The following is a 23062-nucleotide window of genomic DNA, read 5'->3' on the forward strand; positions in this document are numbered from 1 at the left end:
CTACTTTTTTACTGTGATTATTTTACTAATTTTACTGCTCCTCCGACAATATCGCATGCTTATAAGGCAAACCAGAATATGCACAATGGTTTGCCTTAATCATTTTTCCCCTTCGTCTCCGCTTCAAAAGCTTTGAAATAAGAACCAACCTCTAAGTCGATAATTCCCTTTTTTTTAGGATCCAGTTGACTAATGATGGAAGGATAATGAACCATTTTATTAGAAAAATTTGTTAATGTTGCACTTACCTCGAAGCCATCGTTCATAAATAAGGAAATATGATATGGATCGGTTTTTGTCGGGGTAAAATGAATTTCAGAAATGGAGTTTACAATTTCATTCGGAAGGTTTTTTAAGCCATTTACCATCATATTAAGAATGGCACCCTCTTTAAAATCAAACAAAATAGGAGAATTCCCCGTAATTTTATCCATTTTGTAATTTTTAAGAATTTTCCCGTTTTCCATTATAGGATAGTAATAATTTCCTTGTTTAAGATAGGCAGCCTTTTTATGTTCTTTTATCTGAATCAAAATGGAATTAGGCCATTGAATCGTAACAGCCGCGGATTTTACTTCAGGCAACTGCTTTAATTTTGCTTCAATTGCAGTTGATTTGACTGTCCAAATATTCGTTTTGAGGCTAAGCCCGGTTTCCCTGATAATCTCATGATCGGAATAAAGTTCACTCCCGGTGACCGTAATATTCTTAACCCGGCTCAATGGTGACTGGGTATATGCAACTACTAAAATCATTAGAAAAAATAATAAAAGCAGGAACACAAGCCGTCTATTCGCTTTCTTCCGTCTTTGCTCTTTTAGCTTTGGAATACGATCCTCAAGTGCAACGATTTTACCATCTTCCATACATTTCCTCCAAATAAAAGCAGCTTGTCCTTTTATGCTCGGGGCTGCCTTGTAAAGCGAATAACGGCACGAAAAGTCATGCCGTCATTCGTTTACTCTCATTTCCAGCCTATAATATTATCTGTAATTATATCACAAATTTTGTCATTCGTAATAGATTTCTTCTTAGAAAAGCATGAAACAATTCAGACAGACAAAATCAATTCTAATTTCTGCCGATAATTTCTACTTCTGTTTCCATTTCTATTTCGTATAAACTGAAAATCGTGTCCTTTACATGTTGAATTAATGCAAGGACATCAGCTGCAGAGGCGTTTCCGGCATTAACAATAAAATTTCCATGCATTTCAGAGATCTTTGCTCCGCCAATGCTATACCCTTTTAGTCCGGCTGATTCGATTAATTTTCCTGCATAATTTGGTAGCGGATTTCTAAATATACTGCCTGCACAGGGATAATTCCAAGGCTGTGTAACTTTCCGATAATCCTTATTTTTTTGCATTTGAGCAACAATCGACGTCCGATCTCCTTCTGAAAGCTGAAAAACAGCCTCAAGAACAATTCCAGGACGCTTTTTTTGTAAACATGAAGTTCGATAGGAGAATTCCATCTCTTCGGTTGATAGCCACTCCATTGTTCCATCTTCAAATAAAATATGAGCCCTTGTCAAGATTCTGCTAATGTCTGAACCGTGTGCGCCTGCATTCATATACACAGCTCCGCCGACTGAACCGGGAATGCCGCTGGCAAATTCAAGACCAGATAATCCTTTCTTGCTGATCATCGTCGATAAACTGACAAGGGAATGGCCGCCTCCTACAGTTATTTCAGTTCCTTCAATAGATAATGAATCAATCCCTGGCCCAAGTTTGATGACCGCTCCCTCAATCCCCTTATCGGACACGAGAAGATTCGAACCTCTGCCAATTACCCGCCAAGGCAGAGCATTTTTTTCGATGATTTCCATTACTTTTTTTAAGTTTTCAACCGACGATGGTTCAATAAACAAATCAGCAGGGCCGCCAATTTTAATAGTCGTATGATGAGCAAGAGGCTCATTTGCTTTCACTTTTCCAATATTTAAAGACTGTAGTTCCGTAATAACTTCGTCCATATATATCACCTTACTTTCCAAACATGGATATTATTATAGTTTATGCTATTGGTGCAATTGGTCTACCGTTGATTTTCCCTTATTAACTGTTCCATGAGTCGATAAAGCTTTAAGGCCGAATCAGGAACCCCCATTTTTTTGGCGTTTAATTTCATTTCTTTTAAATTTTTCTCATCCAATAAAATACGATCGATGGTTTCTGTCAGCTTGCTGCCGGTTAAATCCTTTTCTAATAAAACTTGGGCAGCCCCCTGATCACTTAATGATTTTGCATTTTTCTCCTGATGATTGTTTGTGACATATGGGCTTGGGATTAAAATACTCGGAATTCCAAGTGATGTAATCTCCGCCAATGTGGTAGCCCCAGCTCTTGAAACAACCAAATCAATACCAGCAAGAACCTCTGGCATGTTATGAATGAAGGGTTTTATCAAAACGTTCTCAGGGTTTCCAACTAATTCTACTTCCTTTTTAACATTTTCATAATGGACATCCCCTGTTACATAAAGAACTTGGTATGATTTACCAGCAAATTCAGGTAAAGCTTGAATCACAGCTTCATTAATCGGTCTTGCTCCACGGCTGCCGCCAAAGATTAATACGGACGGCTTAGTCGTACTTAATCCGACCGAAAGCCTGCCCTTTATTCCATCTTGGCCGATTACCTCAGAAGCCCGAGGATTTCCCGTGAACACAACTTTATTTGCGGGGAAATATTCCTTTGCTTCAGCAAAACAAATCGCAATTTTGCTGACATATCGGCTTAAGAATTTATTAGTAAGGCCTGGAACACTATTTTGTTCGTGAATAATGGTTGGGATTTTAAGCTTTGCTGCTGCATATACGACCGGTCCGCAAACATAACCGCCAGTACCAATTACAACATCCGGTTTAAAATCTTTTAAAATTTTTTTGCTGTCTGATACTCCTTTTAGAAAGCGGAAGATCGTTTTTACATTTTCAAATGAAAGCTTTCTTTTGAAGCCGGTAATATGAATCGCTTTAAAAGGAACGTTTTCCCTCGGGACAAGCTTGCTTTCCAATCCATTCATCGTTCCTATATAAAGAAACTCTGCATTTGTATGCTTTTTCTGTATCTCTCTAATAAGTGCAAGAGCAGGATAAATATGCCCTCCTGTTCCCCCTCCGCTTACTGCTATCCTCATTTTCTCACCTCAAAAAATCTGCTAAACACATTCTACTATAAAAACTATATAATAAAAGTCAATGAAAAAAGAATGTTATCTAATTGTAACGATCAATCGGTCTATTACATAAAAAGAACCCTGTCACCAAACAGGGCAGATATTAATATCTTGAATAACGACTGATATTCAGAAGAACTCCGATCGCCATAAGCATCAGTGTCAGAGAAGAGCCGCCGTAGCTTAAAAACGGAAGCGTAATTCCTGTAACCGGCATCAGCCCAATGACAACACCAATATTAATCATCACTTGAATGGCCACCATAGCAATAATACCTACTGCAAGTAAGCTGCCGTATAAATCTGGTGCCCCCAAAGCAATACGGATTCCCCGCCACAAAAGAAGCGCAAACAAAAGTAGGATAAAGGATCCGCCAATAAATCCCAATTCCTCTGAAAGAATAGCAAAAATAAAGTCAGTCTGCGGTTCAGGTAGATAAAAAAACTTTTGCCTACTCTGCCCGAGTCCCAGACCAAACAGACCTCCCGGCCCAATTGCATAGAGCGATTGGATAATTTGAAAACCGCTTCCGAGCGGATCTGACCATGGATCTAAAAATGAAGTAATCCGCTTCATCCGATACGGTGCCGAGATGACTAAACCGACAAAGCCCGCGACCCCAATTAAACCGAGATAGATAAAATGGCTGATTCTGGCTCCTGCAATAAAAATCATCACGATACAAGTTCCCATCATGACAGTCCCCGTACCTAAATCGGGCTGGAGCATAATCATCGCAAAAGCGATAGAAGCAAGCCCCAATGATGGGACAAGTCCTTTTTTAAACGAGGTAATCTGTTTTTGCCGTTCTGATAGAAATTTTGCCAAAAAAGCAATCATTGCTAATTTCATAAATTCGGAAGGCTGAATGGAAAAAGCACCAACCCCAATCCAACTTCTTGATCCATTACGAACATTTCCGACTCCGGGAATCAACACCAAAACTAAGAGGACGAAACAAACAATTAAAATGGTTTTTGCCCAAGTTCTCCAGGTCCAGTAGTTAATGTTCATAATAAAAAACATGGCAAGGACCCCGACTCCCGCAAATAAGCTTTGTCTTTTGGCAAAGAAAAATGAATCATGAAATTTATATTCAGCCCAAACCGCACTAGCGCTGTACACCATAATAAGCCCCACTGCGAGCAGTGTAAATGTCACAATCATTAATATAAAGTCGGGAGCTGTTCTCTTCGTCGGCACCACTATACACCTCAACAAGCAAGTTTTAGGGCTTAAGTGCATCAGTGGTAAAAAACAAAGCGTCCAAGCACAAGCCCTTACTTAAGCTTATGCACAGCCTCGATAAAAATGTCTCCCCTGACTTCAAAAGTTTTATATTGATCCCAGCTTGCACAAGCAGGAGATAATAAGATGATATCCCCTATTTCAGAGTATTGGTAAGCCACAGGCACCGCCTTTTCAACATTATCGACACGAACAATCGTTTTTATCCCAGCTTCTTTACCAACTCTCTCTAGTTTTGGTGCTGTTTGGCCAAAGGTAATCAGTGCTTTTACGTTTTTCAAATAAGGAATAAGCTCATCGAATTCATTACCGCGGTCAAGCCCGCCCGCAAGCAAGATCACCGGTGTATGGAAAGCAGCGAGGGCATTGACTGTAGCTAAAATATTTGTAGCTTTAGAGTCGTTGTAAAATTTTCTTCCATTTATCTCTGTCACAAATTGCAGCCGGTGTCTTACCCCTGTAAATGTGCGAAGTACTGCTTGAATTGCGATATTTTCCACCCCTGAGAGTTTCGCAGCAGCCACAGCAGACAGGATATTTTCAAGATTGTGAACTCCTGGCAGCACAATATCTGCAACCGGCATCACGTTCTCTTGATTAAAACAAATCCATCCTTCGCGAATGCATGCCCCATCCGATAATACCTTCTTAGTTGAAAACGGAATAATTTTCGCTTTAGAACGGCTGGCGATCTCAAGGGTTTGCTCTTGATCAGCATTGATAATTAAATATTCGAGCTCTGTTTGATTCTTCGTGATGTTCTCCTTGGCTTTCCAATATTCTTTTCGTGTCCCGTGATAATCCAAATGGGCATCATAAAGGTTCGTAATAATGGCGATTCTCGGTTTGAATGTTTGAATCCCCATAAGCTGAAAAGACGATAATTCAATAACAATCGTTTGGTCTTTCCGAGCCTCCTCAGCTACACCTGATGCTACTGTGCCAATATTGCCGGCAATTAATGGGTTTTTATTGCCTTGTTTCAGCATTTCATAAACAAGGGTTGTTGTTGTCGTTTTTCCATTTGTTCCGGTAATGCCGATAAATGGGGCTTCGGAAATTTCATAGGCAAGTTCAACCTCGGTGATCACTGGAATCCCATTTTCAATGGCTCCTTGAATCATTGGGTTACTATAAGGAATTCCGGGATTTTTCACAATCAGTTCAAAGCCTTCATCCAAAAGTTCAACTGGATGCTCCCCGCATATCACTTTAATCCCTTGTTCTAACAGACACTGAGCTCCAGGGTTTTCGGATAATGGCTTTTGATCATTTACCGTAACAAACGCGCCGAGTTTATGTAACAAAGTGGCAGCGGATATCCCACTTTTTGCCAGGCCAAGCACCAATATTTTTTTATGGCGATAAGAATTAATCTGCTTCAATTACAACCACACCTCGATATAGATTCCTAGTATCGCAAAAATTAAGCCTACACTCCAAAACGTCACTACGACTCTCCATTCTGACCAACCGGCAAGCTCATAATGATGATGCAGCGGGCTCATACGGAAAATTCGTTTTCCGGTCGTCTTAAAAGAGGCCACTTGCAAAATAACCGACAATGTTTCAATAACAAATACTCCGCCAATTAAAATCAGCAAAATCTCCAGTTTAGTCAAAATGGCAAGGGCTGCAATCGCGCCCCCAAGCGCAAGAGATCCGGTATCGCCCATAAAAACCTTCGCGGGATGCGCATTAAAGACAAGAAATCCAAGTACGGCGCCGACAACAGCGACAGAAAAAATAGCCAATTCCATCTGAGACTGATTCCAAGCAAGAACTGCAAAAGCGCCAAATGCAATCGCGGTAGTGCCTGACACCAAGCCGTCCAAACCGTCTGTCAAGTTCACGGCATTGGAAAAACCTACAAGCCAGAAGATGATAAAGAATACGTAAAACCAACCTAAATCAATAGAAGTACCGCTATATGGAATGGTAATTTCCGTAGAGAAGCCTTGTTGTTTATAGACAAAATAGAAAATTACCGAAATAATAATTTGGCCTAAAAGCTTTTGCTTTGACGTTAATCCTAAATTTCGCATTAATACGACCTTGATAAAATCATCTAAAAAGCCAAGAAGGCCAAAACCAATCGTAACTAACAGTAACAGATAGGTTTTTACCGTAGGCTCAGAAAATTTCCCTGTCATCACAACTGTTGTGACAACAATGGAAAATAAAATCATAATCCCGCCCATTGTCGGAGTTCCTGATTTTTTCTGATGAGACTTAGGCCCCTCTTCACGAATGCTTTGTCCAAATTTCAACCTTCTTAAGAAAGGAATAAAAACCGGAGAGAGTAAGACAGAAATAAGGAACGCCATAATGATTGTGAAAAAAATAACTTGCTCCAGCATTTTATTCCCACCCTCCAGCTTTATCTGCTTGTTTCTCGGTTGTCGTATTTGACATCACATCAATATCACATAATTCGCTATTTTTATATGGATGTTTAAAAACTAAGTATATCATTTTTCTATTTGTTTCCCCATTCATATTTTCAATATAATTCCGGTTCTCCCACAAATCCATCATGACCTCTCCTTAATTGCTTCCCGGGCTACCTGCCGGTCATCAAAATCATGAATAACATCGCCAATAATTTGATAGGTTTCATGGCCTTTGCCGGCAATTAGAATCACATCACCGGATGACGCCTGGTTTACAGCCGTTTTGATTGCCTCTTTCCGGTTCGGTATTGTTAAATAGGTAGAACCTTGAACCCCTTCTTCCATTTCCTTTAAAATGGCGATCGGATCTTCACTTCTAGGATTATCTGAAGTAAATATTGGATCCGTTGCATACCGACAGGCAATTTGCGCCATGATCGGCCGTTTTGTCCGATCCCGGTCTCCACCGCAGCCAACTACAACAAAAACCCTTTTTCTCGCAAATTGCTGAACGGTTTTTAATACATTTTCAAGACTGTCAGGGGTATGGGCATAATCAACAATGACTGTGAAATCCTGCCCCGCATTTACAAGTTCGAATCTGCCAGCCACTCCTTCGATTGCTTCAAGCGAATGAATAATTGAAGGCAAATCAATTCCGGATACATAGGCAGCTGCCGTACTCGCCAAAATATTATAAACACTAAATTTTCCGATTAGCTGGATTGCCATCGGATATTTCTTGTTTCCAAAAACGATATCAAATTTGGTTCCGGCAGCAGTTATTTCAATATTTTCCGCCCGAAAATCGGATGGGTGATCAATTCCATATGTAATAACATGAGCTGCAGTAGATCTCATGAACATCTCTGATGCTGGATCATCCGCATTTAAAACAGCAAATTTAGGCCTTGTTTGGTCATAGGTATTGCCAAGCTGGGCAAATAATAAACTCTTCGCCCGTTTATACTCCTCCATCGTTTTATGATAATCAAGATGATCCTGCGTCAAGTTAGTAAAAACTGCAACATCAAAATCGCAGCCATGAACCCTCCCTAGATCCAAAGCATGGGAAGATACCTCCATAACAGCAGTCTCTACACCATCCTGCACCATTTGATTGAATGTTTTTTGTAGTGTTAAACTTTCAGGAGTTGTATTTTTTGTATCAATCGTCTTATCTGCTATTTTTGTATACATTGTTCCGATCAGCCCGGTTCGCTCGCCTTTATCGGCAAAAATTTTTTCAATCATGTGGCTGGTCGTAGTTTTTCCGTTTGTCCCCGTAATCCCAATTAGCCTTAAAGCCTTCGTCGGATGTCCATAAAAGGCATCGGCAAGGACTGCCATTGCCCTGACCGTATCTTTCACAATAATAACCGGCACTTCAAGCTGAAGCGGACGTTCGGAAAGAACGGCCCGCGCTCCATTTTGGACTGCGGATTCGGCAAAATCATGCCCATCTACCGTATACCCCTTAATACAAATAAATAAGCTCCCGTTTTGCACCTTGCGATTGTCATTATCAATCGAGGTAATTTCCACATCTTCCCCACTATATGGAATTAACAGATGCAAATGTTCTAGCAGCTTGGAAAGCTTCATTGTCCTCAAATCCTCTCATTACCTGCATTTATTGCCTTTTTTATATAGCATAAATAAGCATGACTTAAAAGTACCATCTTATTTTACATGAAAATATTTGATTTTGCTATTTAGTTACGAAATTAAAGCGGCGGAAAATGATTCCGGCCGCCCATTTCATTTTATATGATTTAATCTCCCTTGCCAAAGTAAAGCCTAATTTTCGATCCTTCCTTTACTTTCGTACCCGGTGCAGGAGATTGCCGTACTACTGTATCCCCCTCGCCACTCGCATCAATTTGCAAATTCACAAGCTGACTTGGAAGTTCTTCTTTTGTCATACCGACAAAATCAGGCAATTCGATCGGTGGATTGTCCGGCCATTTAATCTCTTTTTCTACTTGATTTTTTCTAGGAGGCACACCCATCGCGCTTAAACTATCCTTCAAAATCTCCCCAACAATCGGTGCACTAATCGTACCCCCGAACGCGGTTACACCCTTCGGATTATCAACTGCTACATACACCACAATTTGCGGGTCATCTGCAGGGGCAAAGCCAATAAATGAAACAATATAGTTATTTTCCAAGTACCGACCTCCTTGCGCCTTTTGGGCAGTTCCCGTTTTACCGCCAACACGGTATGAATCGACAAAAGCCTTTCCCCCAGTCCCTTGTGCAACAACTGTTTCAAGGGCATTGCGGACTTCTTTTGATGTTTCCTCGGAAATCACCCTTCTTTTGGCTACTGGGGAGTTTCTCATGACCACTTCTTTTGTCACTGGATCAATCAACTCTTTTGCGATATACGGCTGATAAAGAATTCCCCCATTGACGGCAGCCGACACTGCAGCTACCTGTTGGATTGGTGTAACCGAAACACCTTGTCCAAATGCAGTAGTGGCTAACTCTACCGGCCCGACACGATTCATATTAAACAAAATTCCTGTTCCTTCCCCCTGCAAGTCAATACCAGTCTTTTGACCGAAACCAAAATCCCTGATATATTTGAACAGCTTGTCTTTTCCTAATCGCTCTCCTAATTCTATAAATCCGGGGTTACAAGAATTTTGTACAACCTGTAAAAAGGTTTCATCACCATGTCCGCCTCGTTTCCAGCACTTTAACCTGGCACCAGCCACAGTGACAGAACCGGGATCATGAAAATGTTCTTTTTCTAAATTCACTTTATGTTCATTTAAAGCTGCAGCAAGCGTAATAATTTTAAAAGTAGACCCAGGTTCATATGTGCTCCATACCGGCAAGTTCCGATTATATACTTCTTGGGGTACATTACGGAAATTTGCCGGATCAAACGTCGGCCGGCTCGACATCGCCAATATCTCTCCATTATTCGGATTCATGGCAATGGCAATAATTCCATCTGGATGATATTTTGCCTCTGCAATATCCAATTCTCTTTCAATAATCGTTTGAATTTTAGTATCAATCGTTAATTTCAGATCAAGTCCGTTCACTGGATGTTCATAATCATCCGCGATCCCCTTCAGCCGTCCTCCTTTGGCGTTGGCATAAAATTTAACGGCCCCCCGCTCTCCGCTTAATTCTTTATCATAATATTTCTCTAATCCCATCAGCCCTTGGTTATCGATCCCTGTAAATCCGAGTACATGGGACAAGTAACTGCCAAACGGATAATATCGTTTAGAGTCTTCACCAATATAAACACCTTTGAGTCCCAAGGCCCTGACTTCTTTTGCCTTTTCGTGGGAGATTCTTCTGCCCTCTTTCATTCTGACAATATTCTCATTCTTGGTAATTTCACGGTAAGCCGTTTCTTTTGACATATTTAACACAGAAGCAAGCTTTTGGGCCGTTAGTGCTGGATCTGTTACTTGCCTTGGGATTACATAAACAGTCGGTGCACTAATATTGGTTGCAAGCGCCACTCCATTTCGGTCGAGAATCTTTCCCCGTTCCGGCTCAAACGGGATATTTCGGCTCCATAATTCCTTTGCCCGGCCGGTCAGCCAATCTCCCAGAAAAAATTGTACATAACCAAGCCGGACATCAATAATGAAAAAAATAAGGATTCCTACGAACAGGGCAATTAATAACCGTTTACGGACAGTTACATTTGATACACGCATAGACGAACGATCCTCCTTCGAACCTGATTACGTTATCGTTCATTTATATGCTTGTACATGAAGATAATAGAACGCCTTAGAACAATGGCTTGACCTAAAAAAAATCCCGCCATTTGCGGCGGGATTTTTCATTATTGCTGACCTGTCTTACTTTTGGATTGTTCATCTTTTTGTTTTTTTGTTTCTTCTGTATATAAATCCTCAGGCGTAACTAAATCAACCGTCAAGGTATCACCGTTATGCAGCTGGGTATTTGGTTTTATACTTTGTGAGGCAACATACCCTTTTCCGTTTACATTGAGCTTCAAGCCGGCCATATCAACAATTTTCATTACATCTCGGAGCGACCATCCTGTCATATCAGGTGCCGTTAAATTGCCATCTGTTTGCAAAATAACTTTCTCGCCATCTAAACTTGTCGTCCCTGGTTTAGGCAGCTGGCTGACTACTTGATTTCCTTTGCCGAGCACAACAGCATCAAATCCATCTGCCTTTAGTGTTTTAAGTGCTGCTTCAACAGATTGACCCTTAAAGTCCGGCAACTCATTTTCTGACGGAGTTTTCTGGGCAGAAGGTTTGATATTTAAATATTGCAGACTATTTTTCATTACTGGATTAAAAATAGCTGATACAGGGAGAGCTCCTTGGCCCGTTCCGCCTAAATCAGGCTGCTGAACTGCTACATAGACGATTAGCCGCGGATTATCCTTTGGTGCCATCCCTAAAAATGAGAATACATAATTATCTGCCCCTGTTAAATAACGTCCATTTGGGCCTGGGATGCTGGCTGTACCCGTTTTTCCTGCAACACTATAGCCTTCAATTTTATAACTACCGCCAGTACCTTTTGGCGAGGTGACTACGGTTTCCAAATAATCACGAACTTTTTGGGCCGTTTCGGCGGAAATTGGTGTTCCCACCACCTTTGGTGTCTCCTCCTTGATTACTTTCCCTGTATCATGATTAACGATTTTTTCAACGATATGTGGTTGCATCATTTTTCCATTATTTGCAATAGCAGTTGCTGCCTGAATTTGCTCAATTGGCGTAATGGCCGTTCCTTGTCCATATGCCGTTGTCGATTTTTCCACCGGATATTTAAAGGCAATCTTCCCTGCTGCCTCATTGGGAAGCTCAATTCCTGTCGGTTTATCCAATCCAAATCTTGATATATACTCCCTTAATTTATCATAGCCCAATTTATCTCTGGCAATGGTTGCAAATGCTACGTTAGATGAACGTTGAAGTCCTTCCAGATACGTGATTCTTCCCCAGCCAGACCCATTCCAGTCGTGTATTGCAGGGCTTTTCGGCGTTGCCTGGAAGGAACCGGACATATATGTTTCATTTGGATTAAACACATTTTCCTGAACAGCAGCTGCCAGTGTAAAAATTTTCATCGTTGATCCAGGCTCATAAGACGTTTCGATCGCTTCATTATGCCAACTGTTGGTGATGCCCTCACGCGTATTCGGATCGAAAGAAGGACGCTGACCCATTGCCAAAATATCTCCTGTTTTCGGGTCAGCTACAATGGCAATGATTTTTTTCGGCTTATATTTTTTCGCTACATTGTCCATGGCATCTTCTAAAAAGGATTGTATTTTTTGATCAATGGTTAAATAAACATCATCGCCATCATGTGCCGGTGTAATCTTTTGTTTGCCATTTGGCAAAATATAGCCCCATAAATCACTTTCATATTGTATGGAGCCATTCTTTCCTGTCAATAGCTTATTATAGGATTGTTCAATTCCCATTGCTCCAACTGTTTTATAAGTATTATTTTTTTCCGTACTGTTTGTATATCCGACGACATTGGAAGCAAATTTTCCATTTGGATAGAACCGTTTCGTATCCCGAATGAATGTAATGCCGGGTAGCTTCAATGCTTCTATTTTTGATTTTATATCCCCACTTAAATTCCTTCCCGCTTTGCCGAATTCCACTTGAAATTTTCCTTTTTCAGTTAAACGACGATAAATTTCTGATTCATCCATTTTAATATATTTTGCAAGTTCCTGTGCCGTTTTGCTTGGATCGACTACATGCTGCGGATGTTTAGGATCTATGGTCATCTTCTTACTAAGTATTGCAATTAATGTGTAGGAGGCTGTATCTTCCGCTATTACTTCCCCATTACGGTCCATGATGTCCCCTCTGACCGCTTGTAAAACCCCCTTTCGGCTGTATTTTTGTTGTGCCTTTGCTGCAAGTGGCTGACCAGCGAATTCACCGCTGATTTGAATGGAAAAATACCTAAAAATTAATATAAAAAAGAGCAGGACGAAGATTCCGAACAAAATCGCTGCTCCTAAATTCATATATGGTTGTTTCTTATTCATTTCTCCTGCACTACCTTGATGTTATTTTCATTTAATTGTAGCCCCATTTTTTTCGCTTTTTCATAGATTCGCTGATAATTGCTTAAACCTTTAACTTGAGCTTGTAAGTCACTGTTTACTTGCTGCTGTGCCTTGATCTTATCCTCGACTTTTTGGATATCCTTGTTCACTTCATAAATTTTTGCTTGATTCGAGATGATATGGATAGCACCGAAGCAAACGATTCCCGCAAATGCTACACCGAGTATTTTTTCCCCTGGAGTCAACCAGGATTTTCTTACTTTTAATGTCTGTTTATTCGTTTGAACTGGCTGCTCAAAATGCTTTTGCTCTTGCAAATTTCTGGCAAGGTTCTCCAAACTGCTTCCCCTCCTGATTTGTTATATTTTCTCTGCAATTCGAAGTTTTGCAGATCGTGCACGATTGTTATGTTCTATTTCTTGTTCAGTTGGAAGAATCGGTTTACGTGTAATAAGTTTTAATGTTGGTTTGTATTCAGCCGGGATTATTGGCAATCCTGGCGGCAGGTCAGGAGTTTCACTAGCCTTCTTGAAGGCTGCTTTGCAAATTCGGTCCTCTAGTGAATGAAAGGTAATGACACTTATTCTCCCCATTGGATTTAATATCTCAATTGCTTGATGAAGAGACTTTTCAAAGACAGCTAATTCATCATTCACCGCAATTCTGATTGCTTGGAAAATCCGCTTGGCAGGATGTCCGCCTTTTCTGCGGGCAGGAGCAGGAATGGCTTCCTTTATTAAATCCACCAATTCACCTGTTGTTTCAACTGGTTTGATTTGTCTTACAGCTTCAATCTTCCTTGCAATTTGTTTTGAGAATTTTTCCTCACCATATCGAAAGAAAATGCGGACTAACTCTTCGTATGACCAATGATTGATCACATCATAAGCAGTAATGGATGCATCACGATCCATTCTCATGTCCAGCGGAGCATCATGATGATAGCTGAACCCTCTTTCAGGTGTATCCAATTGCGGGGAAGAAACGCCAAGGTCATATAATACTCCATCCACTTTCTTAATCCCTAAACTTAGAAGTTCTTCTTGCAAGAATAAAAAATTTCTCTTAATGGTGATAAACCGATCACCATATTCAGAAAATCTTTCTCGGGCATTTGCAATCGCAGTTATGTCCTGATCAAAAGCGATTAGCCTTCCATCCTTTCCAAGCTTGGAAAGAATCATTGCACTATGCCCTGCACCTCCCAATGTACAATCAACATAAATTCCATCTGGTTTAACATTTAAGCCTTCAACGGCTTCCTCCAATAACACAGTTGTATGTTTAAACATGTTTGAACCACCTTTTCCAATCCTTCGAAACAGAAAATATATTCATAACCTGTCCATTAAATATCAAAGCCAATCATATTTTCTGCTATTTCAGCAAACGATTCTTCTGACTGTGAAAAATAGTCTTCCCAAATCTGCTTGCTCCAAATTTCAATTCGATTGGAAACACCTAAAATCACACATTCTTTTTCCAGTTTTGCATATTGCATAAGTGGTGCCGGGATATTAATCCTTCCTTGTTTATCAAGTTCACTCTCTGTTGCACCGGAAAAGAAGAATCGAGTAAAAGCACGGGCATCTTTTTTGGTGAGCGGCAAGCTTTTCAGCTTATCTTCTATCACCTTCCATTCTGATAATGGGTAACCAAACAAACATTGATCCAAACCTCGCGTGATGATGAACATTTCTCCCAATTCTTCACGAAATTTGGAAGGTACAATCACACGGCCTTTATTATCAATGCTGTGATGGTATTCACCCATGAACATACCCTCTACCCCCACTTTCTATTAAAACTGTACCACAATCCCCCACTTTCCACCACTTATTTTTTTATAAATTCGTTCCTACCTTGGAAAAATCCTTCGAAGCGTATTAAATTTCTTTAAAAAAAAAGAAAAACTTCACAAAAAAGTGAAGTTTTTCTAAAATTTCATGACTTTATGAAGGCCGTCGAATTCGAAATTAGCAGCCATAATGTCGTTGATAAAATTCAGGCCATAACGATTCAAGTAATAAAAAATATTCCAAATTCGTTCTTGCGGTGACCCCTCCGGCCGCAAATAGAGTTCAACGCGAGCATATTTATTTAAAATAACATCATGTTTCAGCTTCACTGCCTCTTCCAGTTTTGCCTGCATGAAGTCAAGTTCTTTCAATAATACCCCTTCATTTTTCTTTAAGAGCGGAAGCAATGCATGATTTACTTGAGCGGTTTTTGCCTCAATAATTTTGTATTGGTTTACCAGCTGTTCTTTTGCCTTTGAAAAAATGTTTGCAATTTCTCTATCCATTATGTTCTCGATAAATTGTGCTTTATCCCGCTCTGTACCGAATTGTAGTACCGTTTCAAGCTGTAAGTTTAATTCCTCAAGGTCTGTTTCAACCGATCGATCCAAGAATGTAATATTTAACCTAGGAACAATTGGCGGCATCTTCATCCCAAAATGTTCAAACACCAGCTTCAGCTCAGCCCAATACGAAATCTCTCCGGGACCGGCAATAAAAGCAAGTGTTGGGAAAAGCCATTCCTGCATCAATGGTCTTGTTACTACATTGTTACTTAACATAGCAGGATTTTCATGCGCCAGCTCAACCAATTCTTGCTTCGCAAACGAAACCTTACCATGTTTCCCTGTAAACCGCCCAGCTTCCCGGTCAAATTCCAGTAAAATACGTTCTTTTAGTTTGGGATCATAATAAAATAAATTGGCTGCCTGTTCGTTTGCCTGGATTGTCAGCGGAAACTCCTTTTTCGCTATTTCTTCTTGCTGTGCAAGAAGTGCATGAGTAATCCCTTCATGCTGCTCAATCTGTTCAGCAAGAAGTTCCTTTTGAAGCTTTCGAAAAGCGTGATCGCCTGAATCAACAATTAATAGCCCGTAATCCTTGAATAATTCCATGATGATATTAGCAAAGAAATCAACAAAAGTCGTTGATTTATTAATTTGTTCCGTAACAAAGGTTAATAGTTGATTTGTATATTCCGTCTCACCAAAATTTTCTATTATGTTTTCCACCCACGCTAAACAGAGATCCTGATCAATTTGGATATCGGACACCATTTTCTTTTCCAGGACTTTTTCCGGATATGTCCATTTATCGAGTTTTTGATGGACTGGCACAAACACATGGTTTACTTCTTGAAAGTCGTGATCTTCCCCGGCAATCCAAAACACTGGGACAACCGGTATTCCCAATTTCCTTTCCTTTTGTTCAGCCAATTTCAAACATGAGATGATTTTATGTATGGTATACAGCGGCCCCGTCAAAATTCCTGCCTGCTGCCCACCAATCACTACTGCGCTGTTAGTTTGTTTCAACTTATGAATGGAATTTTTGACGGCTTCTGACGATGCAAACCGCTCCATAAAACTTTCAATATACTCTGCTAATTCTGTCCGTTTAAATTTTCGCCCGCCTAATTCCGCTAATCTTTCTGTATCTGCGTTTAAATCATTAAAACGATAATGAAAAAAAGGCATAATTTCAGCTGATTGCTGTAAATATCCAGAAGCAAATCGGTTTGTCGCCGGTAACGAGAGATTTAAAATCTCCATTCAAGTACTCCCTTTCTGGTCATCCTAAAATCTTCTTCTAGAAGTATATCATTCGTCATCCTGTTTTAAAAAAGACTTTGCTTTAAAATTTTCATAAGCTCTCTTCTTTCCCTTTAATCGCAAAATATAAAGCTTCAGTCAGCGGTGCATCGATCCTTTGCTTTTTCGCTTCATCCAATACAAACCCTAAAATTGCTTCAACTTCTGTCATTCTGTTCGCTTCAATATCTTTCAGCATCGAAGAGCGGTTGTCAGCTGTTTTCTTGCAAATGCTAATCACTGCCTGTAAATACTTTTCTTGATCTCTAAGCCTTAAAACAGAAGAAATTTCCGCAAATAGCCGCATTAATAATAGATAATAAAATTGATTTTCAATCAAAGCACCATTTTTAACCCCAAGAATGGCTGTCAGCGGATTGATCACTGCATTTACCACTAATTTATCCAACAGCATCTCAAAGTAATTCGGCCTTACCAAAAAGGGAAAAGCATTTGGAGCGGAATGAATAAAACTATTTAGTTTCTCTATGTCACCTTTATAAACTGCTACATTCGTCACGCCAAGGCCATTAACCTTGACGGTATAACTGTTTTCTTTTAACGCACCGTGTTCAACAGTACCGACAAAAATATGGGCAGAATCAAGTGTTTCCAGCAGTTTCAAATGCCCCATTCCATTCTGGAGAAATAATATAGTAGCAGGTACCTGCGAAAGTTTATACATATACTCGAAAACAGCGAGAAGATGGTACTGTTTAACAGCAACGATAGCGATATCTTCCGTTCCAGTCCATGACGTTAGCGGCTTTGCTGAGACATATGAAACGGAGATTGTTCCAGCACTATTCATAACAATTCCATGATTATTTATATCTGCTGCCTGTTCTATTGTTCTCGTATATAAAGTAACTTCATGACTTCTGCTAAGATGGGCGGCAAATAAAAGTCCGATAGACCCTGCACCAATAATTCCAATTTTCATTTTTAAGATCCCTTCATATATCATATTCACCTGTATTTTAACAAATTTGCACAAATTGAAAAAAGAGGAAGTCTTTTTTAGACAACCTCTTTCACTCCTATACCGGATACACCGGGTGTTTACGTACACTAAATTTTAATTCTTTCGTTTCATACAAGGCAAACCGCTGAATCAGAACATTTCTTAGTTCAGACGGTGCAACAATTTCATCGACAATCAGCTCTGAAGCTAGCTTATAAATATCGATATGTTCTTTATATTCCTGCTGCTTATTTTTAACAAATTCCAATCGCTCTTTCGGATCTGCAATTTCATTAATTTTATTTGAATAAACAGCATTTACTGCCGCTTCTGGCCCCATTACAGCAATTTGCGCTGTCGGAAGGGCAATACAGCAGTCGGGCTCAAATGCCGGACCTGCCATTGCATATAGACCTGCACCATATGCCTTCCGGACAATCACCGATATTTTCGGAACTGTTGCAGAACTTATCGCTGCAATCAGTTTTGCACCGTGTCGAATAATGCCTGCCCTTTCAACCTTTGTGCCGATCATAAAGCCCGGTACATCAGCCAAGAATAATAGAGGAATATGGAAGGCATCGCAAAGCTGAATAAATTTTGCCGCTTTATCAGCGGAATCAACAAACAGGACACCCCCTTTTACCTTTGGCTGATTAGCGATAATACCAACCACTCGACCGTCAATACGGGCAAGTCCAGTAATAATTTCTGGCGCAAACAATTTTTTGATCTCATAAAAACTTGCCTCATCAATAATCCGATCGATGCATTCATACATATCAAAAGGCGCATTTTGATTAACTGGAATGATGGTTTCCAAATCGCGGCCTTCTTTTGCCGGTCGCCCCGGGTGTACTTTCGGTTTTTCTTTAAAATTGGCTGGAAAAAACTCGAGATATTTCTTTGCTGATTCAATTGCTTCTTCTTCATTATTCGCAAGGACATCCCCACACCCGCTTACAGAGCAGTGCATTCTTGCTCCGCCCATTTCCTCCAGACTGACCTTTTCACCGATTACCTTTTCGGCCATTCTTGGCGATCCCAAATACATCGACGCATTCTTATCAACCATGATGACATTATCACAAAATGCCGGTATATAGGCCCCCCCGGCAGCTGAAGGGCCGAACAAAATACAAATTTGTGGAACCATGCCCGACAACTTTACCTGATTATAAAAAATCCTTCCGGCTCCGCGGCGATTTGGAAACATTTCTAATTGATCCGTTATCCTTGCACCCGCAGAATCAACAAGGTACAAAATCGGAACTTTTAATTTTTCAGCAGTTTCCTGAATCCGAATAATTTTTTCAACTGTACGAGCACCCCATGAACCCGCTTTGATGGTCGAATCGTTGGCCATTACGCAGACAGTCTGGCCATTCACTTTTCCTATCGCCGTAACAACTCCATCTGCCGGCAAATCACCAGCCGCAAAATTGGCAAATTTACCATCCTCTTCATATTTCCCATCATCAAATAACAAAGCAAGACGATCACGGACAAACAGTTTATTCTGCTGTTTCGCCTTTTCATGATACTTGGGATGGCCACCCGCCTCGATTATTTTTCGATTTTCATTTAACCGCTCATTTAATTGATCTGTGCCTATCATGAAATTCCTCCTACAATGGCTATTCTAAAACTAGCAAAACATCATCTTCATTCACAAAATCACCAACATTGACCTTCACTTCCAGCACTGTCCCTTCGACGCCGCTTTCAATCGGGATCTCCATTTTCATCGACTCAAGTATTAGTACTTCTTGACCTACGTTTACTTGGTCACCAACTGCCGCAAATATATTTAACACTGTTCCCGCCATTGAAGCTGTAATTTTTTTCATTGTATTTTGCACTCCTTAGTTAACTAGTTTTTTAGTTAGAAAGCTTGTTGTGTACCGGCCGTTTTGAAAGTCCGTATCATTAAGTATGTTTAAAAACAGCGGTACATTTGTTTTAATTCCTTCAATCTCTACATTTTCGAAAAAATTCCTAGCTGATTCCAACGCTTGTTTCCTTGTATGACCATAGAAGATACATTTGGCAATCAGCGGATCATAAAAAGGAGTTACCGTTCCGCCCTCCCCATAACCAGAATCAATCCGCACTCCTTCCTTACTTTTGCCCCAATTTAAGGTTCGTATGTTTCCTGGTGATGGCAAAAAGCGGACAGGATCCTCTGCATAAAGGCGAAATTCAATGGCGTGCCCACTCGATTTGATCTCAGATTGCAAAAGTGGCAACGGCTCTCCTTTAGCAACGAGAATCTGCCATTTCACTAAATCAAGACCAGTGATCAGTTCTGTCACTGGATGCTCTACCTGAAGCCTTGTATTCATTTCAAGAAAATAGAAATTTTCTGCCTCATCAACAATGAATTCAATAGTTCCGGCATTGGTATAATTCACTGCCCGTGCGGCTTTTACAGCCGTTTCATACATTTTTTGACGAACCTGGTTTGATACAAATGGTGAAGGTGATTCTTCTACCACTTTTTGATGACGGCGTTGAATGGAACAGTCGCGCTCAAATAAATGGATGATATTCCCAAAATCATCTCCGAACACTTGAACTTCCACATGCCTGGCTTCGCGAATATATTTTTCAATAAAAACCTCTTCAGAACCAAAATAGCTCATCGCTCTTGCCTTAGTGGAGGAAAATGACTTAACGAGCGCTTGCTCATTTTCACAAAGAACCATGCCAATACCGCCGCCGCCTCCGCTCGCCTTTAACATCACCGGATAACCGATGGAATCAGCAAACTTACATGCCTCTTCAACCGACTTAAGTCCTGTGCTAGTCCCCGGCACAACTGGTACCCCGGCTTTTTCCATTGTTTGACGGGAAGCAATTTTATCACCCATTAATTCAATGGTTTCAGGTTTTGGGCCAATAAAAATGAGTCCTGCTTCCATTACTTTTCTTGCAAAATCCGCATTTTCCGATAAGAATCCATAACCGGGATGAATGGCATCCACTTTTTCACTTAAGGCTGTTTTTAATATTTTTTCCGTCTGCAAATAGGACTTGTTAACAGGACTCTCTCCAATACATACAGCCTTGGACGCAGCTTTAACAAACGGCATGTTTTGGTCCGCTTCGGAGTAAACAGCGATTGTTTCGATCCCCATGGCTTGACAGGTCTTGATAATCCTTAGCGCAATTTCTCCCCTATTAGCAATTAAAATTTTTTGCACCTTTTTTCTCCTTTCTAAAACAAGATACAATACTATTTTTCTACATCATTTCCTATTTTTCCTGCAAAATGTGAAAACGCTTCCTAAAGTAATTTAAGAGGTAATTTTTCTATTTATGATATATAATGTAGTTGATTCATTTTGAATAATAAAAAAATTATTTACTTCATGTTATTTGCTAAACATTACATTTATACAAAAATGGAATTGTGTACCTATGATAAGGAGGTTAACAAAATGGAAACAAAGGTAGTAAGACTAAAAATAAATTTCAAAACACTAGAGGAATTTAAAAAATTTAAAGAATACGGTCTCCAGGAGCTTTCTATGCTTGAAGATCTGGAGGCAAATATTGTAGATAATAATAGTGACTCACCATTTTACGGAATTTATTTCGGTGACAAGCTGATTGCCCGAATGAGTTTATATCAGATTGATGCAAAGTTTGACCGTTATTTCTATCCACCACAAAATTATCTTGAGTTATGGAAACTAGAGGTTCTTCCAGATTATCAGGGGAAGGGATATGGCAGGCAGCTGGTTGAATTCGCTAAAAGTTTCAAACTGCCAATTAAGACGAATCCAAGAATGCAATCTCGTGACTTTTGGGAAAAAATGGGCTTTACACCAGTAGAATACGATATGGAACGAGATCGCGGGGAAAACCCATTAGTCTGGTATCCGGAAGGTGTAGAGGCTCAAGAAAAGTAAAAGCGGACAAAAATGTCCGCTTTTACTTTTCCACTCTCTCTATATTACCGTTTTTATCCATCTGGAATGTTACTTTTTGTTGCTTGTCTTCATCTTGCAGCACTACCATTTTTCTTGCACGTTCCATAATTTCTAACAGTGAACGATAATCCTCTTCCATAACCTTAAGATTTTTGGAAAGTCTTTCATTTTCCACTGCCAGAGCGTCATTTTTTTTCTCCAATTCTTCTATTTGTTCAAGATACTTTTTTTTCTCCTCTTCATATTTGATCGTAACCCCTGTCTTCTTTTGCAGTTCCTCTAAAAAGCGAATCACGTCTGCTAAGGTTAACCCTTGTTCATCCTTCCGCTGAACGGGATCAACATTGGGCTCGACAGATTCTTTTAGGTGTTCTCCTGAATTCGCGGCCGTTTGTTTTTTTAGTTCCTTCCTTTGCTTCTTAGCAAGCTCAATTCCAGATTTATATTGTTTTCGTACAAAAGAGTTCCAGCGAAAACCACAGGCTGCTGAAGTACGTGTCAACCGCTTTCCTACTTCTTCAAATGCCTGCAGTTGTGTCCCGCCTTCACGAATATGCCGGAGAACAACTTCCGCAAGGAGCAAATCCTCGTCTTGTGTCCAGGCATCCTGCCGAGTTGGTGACATCATCATCCCCCCTAGTAGTGTTTTACTAATACATATGCGTCTACTAGAAAAGATAGACTTAAGCAAGCCTGCTGTTTTACTCTATATGAATTATTTTTTTGGAAAAAACAAAAGCACAAGAACTATATGGAAGCTCTTGTGCTTTAAATACAATTTGAAATTAGTCGTTCACTACATCTTTTCCTTTGTATGTTCCGCAGGCCTTGCAAACGCGGTGAGCGAGTTTCATTTCACCACAGTTCGGGCATTCTACCATACCAGGAACACTTAATTTAAAATGAGTGCGGCGCTTTCTTTTGACAGTTTTAGAAGTTCTTCTGAAAGGTACAGCCATTCTTCACACCTCCTTATAAGAAAAGCGTAAAGGCCAAAAAGCACAAGACTATGAAAGTTTTAACCTTCATGAGATGGCTTGAAATTTAGCCGATGACGCCTGAAGCTAGTTTTAGGTTTCAAAAATGAAGCTCGAAGTGAATGCTTCATTTTGTAACATCTTTTTGCCGATTATGATTCGGAAGAAGATTTATCATGATCAAAAAACTTTGCAAGTCCTGCTAGTCTTGGGTCAATCTTTGCGGAATTTTCTTCCTCTTGTACGACCTCCCAATCATTTCCGGACTGTGGGGCTGCATCCTCTGAATCGCTCGAATCACAAAAGACTTGCATTGGTACCTCAAGTAAAAGAATTTCCTGAATAATTGGTTTTAAATCAATCATTTCACCCTTAACTTGATGGACCTCTTCTCCGGTTTGATAACCAGACTCTTGCAGAAGGAATGTTTCCGTAGTTTCAACACTGATTGGAAACTTCACATCTACTAACGTTCGAGAACAAGGCAGAATGAAGAAACCTTCAATCTTTAAATGAAAGGTCACCTTCGTTGCATCAACATCACCACGTCCGGTAATATGTATAGGTGATACATCCCGGATCGTTGGGTCAATCTGTTTAATTTCATCAACCCGAATGATGTCATCTATCAAAAAGTCCTTGTTTCGATATTTTTGCAGTTGAACTAATGTCCATTTCATATGAA

Annotated in this window: 22 protein-coding genes; 1 reads left to right on the forward strand and 21 read right to left on the reverse strand. The window is 40.1% G+C overall.

Annotated elements, in window-relative coordinates; all coding sequences use genetic code 11:
• Positions 1–95: 95 nt before the first annotated feature.
• The 18 genes from BFU02S_RS06810 to BFU02S_RS06890 form a co-directional block, all read right to left on the reverse strand.
• The gene (locus tag BFU02S_RS06810) at positions 96–866 is read right to left on the reverse strand and encodes a cell division protein FtsQ/DivIB (protein ID WP_066368315.1); all 771 of its coding nucleotides are present in this window, start codon (positions 864–866) and stop codon (positions 96–98) included.
• Between the two features lie 205 nt (positions 867–1071).
• Positions 1072–1980 carry a UDP-N-acetylmuramate dehydrogenase gene (murB, locus tag BFU02S_RS06815; RefSeq protein ID WP_066368316.1) on the reverse strand — a complete coding sequence of 303 codons (909 nt, stop codon included), beginning with the start codon at positions 1978–1980 and terminating at the stop codon, positions 1072–1074.
• 62 nt (positions 1981–2042) lie between these two features.
• Complete coding sequence (murG, locus tag BFU02S_RS06820) at positions 2043–3146, reverse strand: undecaprenyldiphospho-muramoylpentapeptide beta-N-acetylglucosaminyltransferase (RefSeq protein WP_066368317.1); 1104 nt, start codon at positions 3144–3146, stop codon at positions 2043–2045.
• 142 nt (positions 3147–3288) lie between these two features.
• Complete coding sequence (gene spoVE, locus BFU02S_RS06825) at positions 3289–4389, reverse strand: stage V sporulation protein E (RefSeq protein ID WP_066368318.1); 1101 nt, start codon at positions 4387–4389, stop codon at positions 3289–3291.
• Positions 4390–4466: 77 nt separating this feature from the next.
• The gene (gene murD, locus BFU02S_RS06830) at positions 4467–5819 is read right to left on the reverse strand and encodes a UDP-N-acetylmuramoyl-L-alanine--D-glutamate ligase (RefSeq protein WP_066368320.1); all 1353 of its coding nucleotides are present in this window, start codon (positions 5817–5819) and stop codon (positions 4467–4469) included.
• Entirely contained in the window at positions 5820–6794 is a 975-nt protein-coding gene (mraY, locus tag BFU02S_RS06835; RefSeq protein WP_066368322.1) for a phospho-N-acetylmuramoyl-pentapeptide-transferase, read from the reverse strand.
• 1 nt (position 6795) lies between these two features.
• Positions 6796–6969, reverse strand: coding sequence for a hypothetical protein (locus tag BFU02S_RS16665; RefSeq protein WP_157075870.1), 174 nt, complete (start codon positions 6967–6969; stop codon positions 6796–6798).
• Entirely contained in the window at positions 6969–8432 is a 1464-nt protein-coding gene (locus tag BFU02S_RS06840; protein ID WP_066368325.1) for a UDP-N-acetylmuramoyl-L-alanyl-D-glutamate--2,6-diaminopimelate ligase, read from the reverse strand. Before BFU02S_RS06840 ends, BFU02S_RS16665 begins: the two co-directional genes overlap by 1 nt.
• 170 nt (positions 8433–8602) lie before the next feature.
• Complete coding sequence (locus BFU02S_RS06845; RefSeq protein ID WP_066368326.1) at positions 8603–10522, reverse strand: stage V sporulation protein D; 1920 nt, start codon at positions 10520–10522, stop codon at positions 8603–8605.
• 131 nt (positions 10523–10653) lie between these two features.
• Positions 10654–12867 (reverse strand): penicillin-binding protein, encoded by a 2214-nt coding sequence (locus BFU02S_RS06850; protein WP_066368328.1) that lies wholly within the window; start codon positions 12865–12867, stop codon positions 10654–10656.
• Positions 12864–13226: a cell division protein FtsL gene (ftsL, locus tag BFU02S_RS06855; RefSeq protein WP_066368333.1), complete on the reverse strand. Its 363-nt coding sequence runs from the start codon at positions 13224–13226 to the stop codon at positions 12864–12866. Before ftsL ends, BFU02S_RS06850 begins: the two co-directional genes overlap by 4 nt.
• Positions 13227–13247: 21 nt before the next feature.
• A complete protein-coding gene (gene rsmH / locus BFU02S_RS06860; RefSeq protein WP_066368336.1) occupies positions 13248–14180 on the reverse strand; it encodes a 16S rRNA (cytosine(1402)-N(4))-methyltransferase RsmH in 933 nt (310 codons plus the stop codon).
• A gap of 56 nt (positions 14181–14236) precedes the next feature.
• Positions 14237–14668, reverse strand: a complete 432-nt coding sequence (gene mraZ / locus BFU02S_RS06865) for a division/cell wall cluster transcriptional repressor MraZ (RefSeq protein WP_066368338.1) — start codon at positions 14666–14668, stop codon at positions 14237–14239.
• Between the two features lie 156 nt (positions 14669–14824).
• Positions 14825–16459: a bacillithiol biosynthesis cysteine-adding enzyme BshC gene (bshC, locus tag BFU02S_RS06870; RefSeq protein WP_066368341.1), complete on the reverse strand. Its 1635-nt coding sequence runs from the start codon at positions 16457–16459 to the stop codon at positions 14825–14827.
• A 91-nt stretch (positions 16460–16550) separates the two neighbouring features.
• Complete coding sequence (locus BFU02S_RS06875) at positions 16551–17441, reverse strand: 2-dehydropantoate 2-reductase (RefSeq protein WP_066368395.1); 891 nt, start codon at positions 17439–17441, stop codon at positions 16551–16553.
• A 97-nt stretch (positions 17442–17538) separates the two neighbouring features.
• Positions 17539–19080, reverse strand: a complete 1542-nt coding sequence (locus tag BFU02S_RS06880; protein ID WP_066368343.1) for an acyl-CoA carboxylase subunit beta — start codon at positions 19078–19080, stop codon at positions 17539–17541.
• 19 nt (positions 19081–19099) lie between these two features.
• Positions 19100–19312, reverse strand: coding sequence for a biotin/lipoyl-containing protein (locus tag BFU02S_RS06885; RefSeq protein ID WP_066368346.1), 213 nt, complete (start codon positions 19310–19312; stop codon positions 19100–19102).
• 15 nt (positions 19313–19327) lie between these two features.
• Entirely contained in the window at positions 19328–20668 is a 1341-nt protein-coding gene (locus BFU02S_RS06890; protein ID WP_066368350.1) for an acetyl-CoA carboxylase biotin carboxylase subunit, read from the reverse strand.
• A 237-nt stretch (positions 20669–20905) separates the two neighbouring features.
• Between BFU02S_RS06890 and BFU02S_RS06895 the strand changes: the two genes are divergently transcribed.
• Positions 20906–21379, forward strand: coding sequence for an N-acetyltransferase (locus BFU02S_RS06895; protein ID WP_066368352.1), 474 nt, complete (start codon positions 20906–20908; stop codon positions 21377–21379).
• 22 nt (positions 21380–21401) lie between these two features.
• Here the strand turns inward: BFU02S_RS06895 and BFU02S_RS06900 are convergent, their stop codons facing one another.
• From BFU02S_RS06900 to BFU02S_RS06910, 3 genes are all read right to left on the reverse strand, one after another.
• Complete coding sequence (locus BFU02S_RS06900) at positions 21402–22025, reverse strand: RsfA family transcriptional regulator (RefSeq protein ID WP_066368362.1); 624 nt, start codon at positions 22023–22025, stop codon at positions 21402–21404.
• Between the two features lie 160 nt (positions 22026–22185).
• Entirely contained in the window at positions 22186–22359 is a 174-nt protein-coding gene (gene rpmF / locus BFU02S_RS06905) for a 50S ribosomal protein L32 (protein WP_066368365.1), read from the reverse strand.
• 170 nt (positions 22360–22529) lie between these two features.
• On the reverse strand, positions 22530–23057 hold the full coding sequence (locus BFU02S_RS06910) for a YceD family protein (RefSeq protein ID WP_066368368.1): 528 nt from the start codon (positions 23055–23057) through the stop codon (positions 22530–22532).
• Positions 23058–23062: the final 5 nt, after the last annotated feature.

The organism is Neobacillus fumarioli NBRC 102428 (assembly GCF_001591485.1).
Lineage (GTDB): Bacteria > Bacillota > Bacilli > Bacillales > Cytobacillaceae > Neobacillus > Neobacillus fumarioli.

Coding starts and splice junctions, on each gene's coding strand:
- murB (WP_066368316.1), bottom strand. CDS start 1,980: ATGGACGAAGTTATTACGGAACTACAGTCTTTAAATATTGGAAAAGTG.
- BFU02S_RS06895 (WP_066368352.1), top strand. CDS start 20,906: ATGGAAACAAAGGTAGTAAGACTAAAAATAAATTTCAAAACACTAGAG.
- BFU02S_RS06875 (WP_066368395.1), bottom strand. CDS start 17,441: ATGAAAATTGGAATTATTGGTGCAGGGTCTATCGGACTTTTATTTGCC.
- BFU02S_RS16665 (WP_157075870.1), bottom strand. CDS start 6,969: ATGGATTTGTGGGAGAACCGGAATTATATTGAAAATATGAATGGGGAA.
- BFU02S_RS06845 (WP_066368326.1), bottom strand. CDS start 10,522: ATGCGTGTATCAAATGTAACTGTCCGTAAACGGTTATTAATTGCCCTG.
- BFU02S_RS06850 (WP_066368328.1), bottom strand. CDS start 12,867: ATGAATAAGAAACAACCATATATGAATTTAGGAGCAGCGATTTTGTTC.
- BFU02S_RS06880 (WP_066368343.1), bottom strand. CDS start 19,080: ATGATAGGCACAGATCAATTAAATGAGCGGTTAAATGAAAATCGAAAA.
- BFU02S_RS06900 (WP_066368362.1), bottom strand. CDS start 22,025: ATGTCACCAACTCGGCAGGATGCCTGGACACAAGACGAGGATTTGCTC.
- rsmH (WP_066368336.1), bottom strand. CDS start 14,180: ATGTTTAAACATACAACTGTGTTATTGGAGGAAGCCGTTGAAGGCTTA.
- BFU02S_RS06910 (WP_066368368.1), bottom strand. CDS start 23,057: ATGAAATGGACATTAGTTCAACTGCAAAAATATCGAAACAAGGACTTT.
- BFU02S_RS06810 (WP_066368315.1), bottom strand. CDS start 866: ATGGAAGATGGTAAAATCGTTGCACTTGAGGATCGTATTCCAAAGCTA.
- BFU02S_RS06840 (WP_066368325.1), bottom strand. CDS start 8,432: ATGAAGCTTTCCAAGCTGCTAGAACATTTGCATCTGTTAATTCCATAT.
- mraZ (WP_066368338.1), bottom strand. CDS start 14,668: ATGTTCATGGGTGAATACCATCACAGCATTGATAATAAAGGCCGTGTG.
- BFU02S_RS06885 (WP_066368346.1), bottom strand. CDS start 19,312: ATGAAAAAAATTACAGCTTCAATGGCGGGAACAGTGTTAAATATATTT.
- rpmF (WP_066368365.1), bottom strand. CDS start 22,359: ATGGCTGTACCTTTCAGAAGAACTTCTAAAACTGTCAAAAGAAAGCGC.
- bshC (WP_066368341.1), bottom strand. CDS start 16,459: ATGGAGATTTTAAATCTCTCGTTACCGGCGACAAACCGATTTGCTTCT.
- mraY (WP_066368322.1), bottom strand. CDS start 6,794: ATGCTGGAGCAAGTTATTTTTTTCACAATCATTATGGCGTTCCTTATT.
- murG (WP_066368317.1), bottom strand. CDS start 3,146: ATGAGGATAGCAGTAAGCGGAGGGGGAACAGGAGGGCATATTTATCCT.